The organism is Streptococcus sp. SGI.013 (genome assembly GCF_050315295.1).
Classification (GTDB): domain Bacteria; phylum Bacillota; class Bacilli; order Lactobacillales; family Streptococcaceae; genus Streptococcus; species Streptococcus porcorum.
Genome location: NZ_JBNPOS010000024.1, coordinates 21,398 through 28,059, shown reverse-complemented (window position 1 = coordinate 28,059; position 6,662 = coordinate 21,398). Strand labels below are relative to the sequence as shown.

Sequence of the window (6,662 nt, the reverse complement as noted above, 5' to 3'; positions counted from 1 at the left end):
ACCCAGGACAATTACGAAACAGTTCACGCCTCTGGTTTGCGGTGAATACGGATCTCAAAGTATCAGGGATATTAGATGCCCAGTTAAGAGAAGAGCCCAAAGCACCTGAGAAACCGACACTCAATACAGCCATCAAGGAGCCAAGCAAACCCAATAAACCTCAAGCACCTGAACTGATCTCTCCTCAGAAACCACAGGCACCAACCAAACCAAGTGAGCCAAACTATCAACCTCTTCCAAAGAAGCCAGTTGCTCCTAATGTACCTAAAAAGATAAATAAGCCTCAGAAACCAAAGGCTATAGCTAAACCCACACCACCTAATCTTCCTGTTATCTTTTACCACAAGGCTAGTTTCAAACCAGTTGTGAAAAATGCGGTAGCTAAGCCAGTTCAGGCGACAACGATTAGCTCAAAAACAGCTAAAGCAAGGGTTTACTACTTACCCGTAATGGTTAGCCCAACTCAAAGTCCAATCTATCCAAGCTATCGCCCCAACTATACTTTTAGTCCTACTAAAATTGTTGGTACTCTGGGTCCTCAATATTCAATGTCAATTAAGTCTTTGAATCCTGTCAGAGTCCAGTCTCAGAAGAAACCCAATCAACACTCCTCTAATAAGAAGGATCCTGATGATAAAGAGGATTGGTTTGGAGAAAATACTGGAATTAAGAATATCGATACAGGGGAGCGCTATCAAGATAATTTAATCAACTTTATTAAAGAGATTGGTCAAAAGGCTAAGAAAAAACATGGTCATGACCTGAATAAAATTAATAGGGATATTGCTTTAACATTGGCTTCTCCTTCCTATGGTGATGACAAGTTACAGAATTTTTTTAGTACTTTTAAAGGTTCAATATATAAGGTATCTGATGGTGCAAAAAATGCAATAGTAGATAATCATGAAAACGGAAAGATTGATTTTGCCCATGTCATGACAACACTTGCTTCTTTGGAGGACCAAAAATTCTCAGATAATTTGATCAAGAAACTGTCTTCACGCTCTTTTCTCTTAGCGTTTTTTCTAAAAAATCCAATGTTAGGCCACTCCATTAATGACCGTCATCAGCGTAACATTATACTTGAGCAGAATTCATTACTTGGGGATATCTTCACAACCATGCCAGTGTCTGATATTTATACCGATATGGATTCGATTATCCTCTCTAGACACCCTAAGTATAAGCATTTACCATTAGATCAACGCATCCTTGCTTATTATAATCAAGAACATCTAGATAAAAAGCGGAAAGACCTCTTTTTGGAAGTCTATGGGATGAATAAAGGAAAGGACAAGGGGGAAGCCCAATTAAGCTCCTTCATCGAAATTGTAGCGAGTTTTCTAACCATTGGTGGTCTTGGATTATTGGGGTATTCTGTGGTAAACGGGAAGTATAAAAATATTGATAATCACATCCATCAAGTGGATACTGTCCTTTATGACGGCAATATTAATAAGTTTCTTAAACACCCCCTAAAAACAACAAAAGCTGCCATTGCCAAAACCATTGAGAAAAAGGTGGTCAAACCTGTTACTAAGGCCCTTAAAACCATCAATAACAAGATCATTAAACCAGTGACTAAAACCATTAAGAATAAGATCATTAAACCTATTACTAAAGCTATTAAAACTATCAATAATAAGGTTATTAAACCTGTTGTGCGGACTTTCAAGAAAACAAGGGCTAAGGTCATTAAGAATATCAAGACATTTGTGACTAAAACAGTTCCCAAAAAAGTGAATAAAGTCATAAAAAAAGTCCCTACTGCTAAAAAAGTGATGGCAAAAGTTAGGAAAGTGATTCCTCAACCTGTCAAGAAGGCTATCAAAAAAGTCCCCCAACCCCTTAAGAGGGTGGTGAGGAAGGTGGTACAACCCCTTAGAAGAGCGAGAGTGGCGAGACCTGTTTTTCAGCCTGTCCGAAAAGTCATTAGACGAGCAGCACCTGTTATTAGAAAAGTGAATAGACCTGTCCAGAAATCAAGTAAAAAACGGAGAAGATAAGCAATGAAAAAGAAAAAAATGTCTTTTATCAAAAGAATGATGATCACAATTGTTGTGCTAGCTATTGGCTCTCTTACCAGCTTCCTTTACATCTATCATAATTTTTCCACCTACTTCATCTATTATGCCAAGCATATCCCTCACGAAAAAGGTGCTAATCCTGAAATGGTATTTATTGTAGACTATCTAGACTATCTAGGAGAATCCTCTATTAAAGGATTAAAATATAGTACAGATGGGTATAATGCGATCGTAAAAAATCATTCTTTTTCAGTAAGGCAAGGCGTCATTCACGTCTCGTCTAAATATGAAGTCTCGATCTACAAGGGTACAGATGAAGAGATATACCGCATATATTTGTTTGATAAGAGTGGGAAATTCATGGCTTACTATTATCAGAAGCCTGGTGTAAAGAAAGGTATTTATGATAAGAGTACTGTCAGACAAAAAGAGGCACAGAGCTATGTGGATGAGGTGATCAATCCCATTGTGGAAAAGATGGAGACAAAGCCAAGCGTGAACTTACAATGGCTGTTCAATAAGATCTATCAAAAACGATTTGAATAGAAAGCAATTATCCTGTCCAGAAATCAAGTAAAAAACGGAGAAGATAAGCAATGAAAAAGAAAAAAATGTCTTTTATCAAAAGAATGATGATCACAATTGTTGTGCTAGCTATTGGCTCTCTTACCAGCTTCCTTTATATTGACCATAATTTTTCCACCTACTTCATCTATTATGCCAAGCATATCCCCCACGAAAAAGGTGCCAATCCTGAGATGGTATTTATTTCAGACTATCTAGACTATCTAGGAGAATCCTCTATCAAAGGTTTAAGATACGATACGGATGGGGATAATGCGATCGTAAAAAATCATTCATTTTTTGTAGGTCAAGGATCTTTTACTGCCTCCTCTAAATATCTAGTTCTAATCTTCGAGGATACAAATGAAGAGATATACCGTACCTATTTGTTTGATAAGAGTGGGAAATTCATAGCTTACTATTATCAGAAGCCTGGTGTAAAGAAAGACATTTATGATAAGAGTGCTGTCAGACAAAAAGAGGCACAGAGCTATGTGGATGAGGTGATCAATCCCATTGTTGAAAAGATGGAAGTAAAACCAAGCGTGAACTTACAATGGCTGTTCAATAAGATTTATCAAAAACGATTTGAATAGAAAGCTATCATCATGATATTAAGAAAATGGTTTATCCTCCCTGCCATCTTAATAGCACTATGGAGCTGGCATACTGTCAGTTTTAACCTTAGTAGATACTCTGGTTACTATGACCAACGCCTCCCACATAAAAAAGGAACAAATCCAGAATGGATTTGTTCCCTTAAGGAGCTTTATTATCTCAAAAAACCTCATCATTTAGACTTAAGGTATGATTTGTACCTTTGTCAATGATGTGAGACCTAAAATGTTATTTTGAAGCCATCCATTTGTTAAGCTTTACTAGGAGCTAGCTCCTAGTGAAGCTTTTCTGATATCGATAGGAGATTTCCATCCTAAAGTTTGCATAGGGAGTCGATTAGAACGATAAAGATAGGTTTTCATCTGCTTGATCAGATCGTCATAGGAGTAAAAGGTCAGGTGCTGGTAGAAACGTCGATTGTCATTTCGGTGACTGCGTTCAACCTTGCCATTATGTCTTGGTGTTAGAGGTCGATGTGATCGATTTTTCAGCGATTCTTTAGTTCCATCAAAACGCTTATTCCAGCGCATAAGAGAGGCTTTTGAAACTTTGTAACGTCGACAGATGAAGGCGACAGAGGCACCATTTTGGTAGGTTTTAACAGCGTGGTAACATGTTTCTAGAGTATGTGGTAAATAGCGAAGATTTTGTGATATACTAGTCATGAGAAGATTCCTTTTTGGTGAGTGGTGGTACTCTTATCATATCAGGGAATCTTCTTTTTGACTTCTAGAAGTCTCACATCTATTGTAACGCTACAACAATAAATAACAAAAATATAAAAAAAGCTTGACCTCATATTTATATCGTGATAAAATATTCAAGAACGTGAAAATGTTACATTGCAAATGAGGGGAGTGAAAAAAATGTCAAAAACAGTAGTACGTAAGAATGAATCACTTGACGATGCTCTTCGTCGTTTCAAACGTTCTGTAACTAAAGCTGGTACTCTTCAAGAGTCACGCAAACGTGAATTCTACGAAAAACCTTCTGTAAAACGTAAACGTAAATCAGAAGCAGCTCGTAAACGTAAAAAATTCTAAGAGCGTATAAGAAAAAGATGAGTGTCTCATCTTTTTTCTTTTCTAGCGTTAATTAAAGGTACAAAAGAAGACTAGTGTCAACACTAGTCTTCTTTTGTGCTTATTTTTTAGCGAGAAGGTCGCGGATCTCTGTAAGCAATTCTTCTTGAGTTGGAGCAGCTTCTTCAACAACTTCTTCCTCTTTTTTACCAAGAGCCATAGCAGCATTGGCACCTTTAACGATGAAGAACAAAACAGTCCCAACGATAAGGAAGTTGATAACAGCGCTTAAGAAGCTACCGTAAGCAACACCGTTCCAAGTCAACTGTGCAATATTTTCTGCACCAGCTGCTTTTAGAGCTGGGTTAAGAAATAGTGGTGTGATAACATCTTCAACAAGTGAAGTAATGATAGCACCAAATGCAGCTCCGATAATAACTGCAACAGCAAGGTCAAGGACATTAGCCTTAAATAAGAAATCTTTTAATTCTTTAATCATGATATCTTCCTTTCTTTTACTTATATGATTATATCTGATTGATATATACTTGTCAAAGACTTTAACCTATTTTTTTTATTTTACATTACATTTTTTCAATGGTATAATGTAGTATATTGTTTAAAATGGGCTTTTTATGTGGAGGTGATAGTGTGGCATTGACAAAAGAAACTATTGCTGAGATAAAAAATAGTGTTAACATTGTTGACGTTATTGGAGAAGTTGTCGCCTTATCTAAAGCTGGACGGCAGTTTTTGGGTTTATGTCCTTTTCATAAAGAAAAAACTCCCTCATTTAACGTTTTAGAAGATCGTCAATTTTTTCACTGTTTTGGTTGTGGTAAGTCAGGAGATGTCTTTAAATTTTTAGAGGAATATAGAGGCTTATCTTTTTTGGAATCCGTTCAGGTAATTGCAGAGCGTTCGGGATTTGATATTACCCCACAGGTTCAAGTTCCTGTAAAAAAAGAACATCCCTATCAAAATTTATTTCAAATTAATCAAGATGCAGCTAAATTTTTTCACGCTGTTTTGATGACAACAACAGAGGGAGAGGCTGCTCGACAATACCTCTATTCAAGAGGTTTAACGGATGAGCAGTTGATTTATTTTAATATCGGTCTAGCACCTGATGCCTCTGATTACCTTTATCAATCGTTATCAAAAAAATGGGATGAAAATACACTACTCAATTCTGGTCTTTTTACTTTAACGGATACGAATAATATATTTGACTCCTTTCGTAATCGCTTAATGTTTCCTCTCTCAAATGATTCAGGTCAGGTGATAGGATTTTCGGGTAGGATATGGACTGAGCGAGATCAACAAGAAAAAAAGGCAAAGTATAAAAATACTCGTGCCACACCCATTTTTAATAAATCTTATGAGCTGTATCACTTGGATAAGGCTAAGTCCAGTATTTCCAAACATCGTGAAGTTTATCTCATGGAAGGCTTTATGGATGTCATTGCCGCTCATCAATCAGGAATAAATCATGCGGTAGCATCAATGGGAACTGCGCTGACTCCAGAACATATAGTGCATTTGCAAAAGGTGACAAAAAAAGTAGTGCTTGTCTATGATGGTGATCGTGCTGGGCAAGAAGCGACCGCAAAAGCTTTAGATTTGCTCAAAGACTTTTCTGTCGAAATTGTTCGTCTCCCTAATCAAATGGATCCTGATGAATTTTTACAAAAAAATTCCAAGGAGGCTCTAGCTGACTTATTAAAAGAGTCTCGTGTAAGTGATGTGGAGTTTTGGATTCACCACCTTTTACCACATAATTTAGATAACCTGCAAACAGAGATTGCATATGTTGAAAAAATGGCAAAGATTATTGCCAAAGTGCCGTCTATTACAGCCCAGAACACTTACATTTCTCTTTTGGCTGACTTGTTACCTGATTTTAACTTTTATCAAATTGAACAATCTGTTAATAACGAACGCCTAAGTACTAGACAAGATCAAGCCATCATCCGTCAAGCTGAAGCTAAAATTAGTATTGATTTACCGATTACAAAACAAATGACTTCACTTGAGCGGGCTGAAAATCATCTTTTTCATCGCTTAATGCATCATCCTGATTTATTAAATGACTTTCGATTAAAAGAGGAGTTTCGATTTCAAAGTGTTGCACTTGAGCAGCTATATGACATTTTAAAATTAGAAGGCGAGATCGGAACGATGGACTTGGCCAAATTGGATGATAAGGTCCAATCAGCCTACTATCAAGTCTTGGAAGAAAACCTTCCAAAAGAGGTCACTGAAGAAGAGGTGTCAGATATTTTACGTCAAATCGAGCGCTATGTGACAAAAGAAGAGTTATTAAAACAAAATAAGGCACTACGTGAGAATAGTCATCACAGAGATTTAGACTATGAGACCTTAGCTTTGGAGCAGTTGATTGCTCAGAAAAGAAAAATGGAATAGAGGA

General features: G+C 36.9%; 6 protein-coding genes and 1 pseudogene. 5 read left to right on the top strand and 2 right to left on the bottom strand.

The genetic code is table 11. The features are described 5' to 3' along the window. From ACQRDX_RS06970 to ACQRDX_RS06960, 3 genes and pseudogenes are all read left to right on the top strand, one after another. Window positions 1-2,006: pseudogene (locus ACQRDX_RS06970) on the top strand (hypothetical protein); the annotation flags it as partial. Window positions 2,007-2,009: 3 nt separating this feature from the next. Further along, a complete protein-coding gene (locus ACQRDX_RS06965) occupies window positions 2,010-2,573 on the top strand; it encodes a hypothetical protein (protein ID WP_427895575.1) in 564 nt (187 codons plus the stop codon). 50 nt (window positions 2,574-2,623) lie between these two features. After that, window positions 2,624-3,187 carry a hypothetical protein gene (locus ACQRDX_RS06960; RefSeq protein ID WP_354369615.1) on the top strand — a complete coding sequence of 188 codons (564 nt, stop codon included), beginning with the start codon at window positions 2,624-2,626 and terminating at the stop codon, window positions 3,185-3,187. Window positions 3,188-3,469: 282 nt separating this feature from the next. Here the strand turns inward: ACQRDX_RS06960 and ACQRDX_RS06955 are convergent, their stop codons facing one another. Then, window positions 3,470-3,874 carry a transposase gene (locus ACQRDX_RS06955; protein ID WP_427895573.1) on the bottom strand — a complete coding sequence of 135 codons (405 nt, stop codon included), beginning with the start codon at window positions 3,872-3,874 and terminating at the stop codon, window positions 3,470-3,472. A 201-nt stretch (window positions 3,875-4,075) separates the two neighbouring features. On the opposite strand from ACQRDX_RS06955, the gene rpsU reads away from it, so the two are divergent. Then, the gene (gene rpsU, locus ACQRDX_RS06950) at window positions 4,076-4,252 is read left to right on the top strand and encodes a 30S ribosomal protein S21 (RefSeq protein ID WP_000048058.1); all 177 of its coding nucleotides are present in this window, start codon (window positions 4,076-4,078) and stop codon (window positions 4,250-4,252) included. Window positions 4,253-4,352: 100 nt separating this feature from the next. Here rpsU and mscL read toward each other — a convergent pair whose 3' ends face one another. Further along, window positions 4,353-4,730 carry a large conductance mechanosensitive channel protein MscL gene (gene mscL, locus ACQRDX_RS06945; protein ID WP_427895571.1) on the bottom strand — a complete coding sequence of 126 codons (378 nt, stop codon included), beginning with the start codon at window positions 4,728-4,730 and terminating at the stop codon, window positions 4,353-4,355. Window positions 4,731-4,855: 125 nt separating this feature from the next. On the opposite strand from mscL, the gene dnaG reads away from it, so the two are divergent. Then, entirely contained in the window at window positions 4,856-6,658 is a 1,803-nt protein-coding gene (gene dnaG / locus ACQRDX_RS06940) for a DNA primase (protein ID WP_427895569.1), read from the top strand. Window positions 6,659-6,662 lie beyond the last annotated feature (4 nt).

Coding starts and splice junctions, on each gene's coding strand:
- dnaG (WP_427895569.1), top strand. CDS start 4,856: ATGGGCTTTTTATGTGGAGGTGATAGTGTGGCATTGACAAAAGAAACT.
- rpsU (WP_000048058.1), top strand. CDS start 4,076: ATGTCAAAAACAGTAGTACGTAAGAATGAATCACTTGACGATGCTCTT.
- mscL (WP_427895571.1), bottom strand. CDS start 4,730: ATGATTAAAGAATTAAAAGATTTCTTATTTAAGGCTAATGTCCTTGAC.
- ACQRDX_RS06955 (WP_427895573.1), bottom strand. CDS start 3,874: ATGACTAGTATATCACAAAATCTTCGCTATTTACCACATACTCTAGAA.
- ACQRDX_RS06960 (WP_354369615.1), top strand. CDS start 2,624: ATGAAAAAGAAAAAAATGTCTTTTATCAAAAGAATGATGATCACAATT.
- ACQRDX_RS06965 (WP_427895575.1), top strand. CDS start 2,010: ATGAAAAAGAAAAAAATGTCTTTTATCAAAAGAATGATGATCACAATT.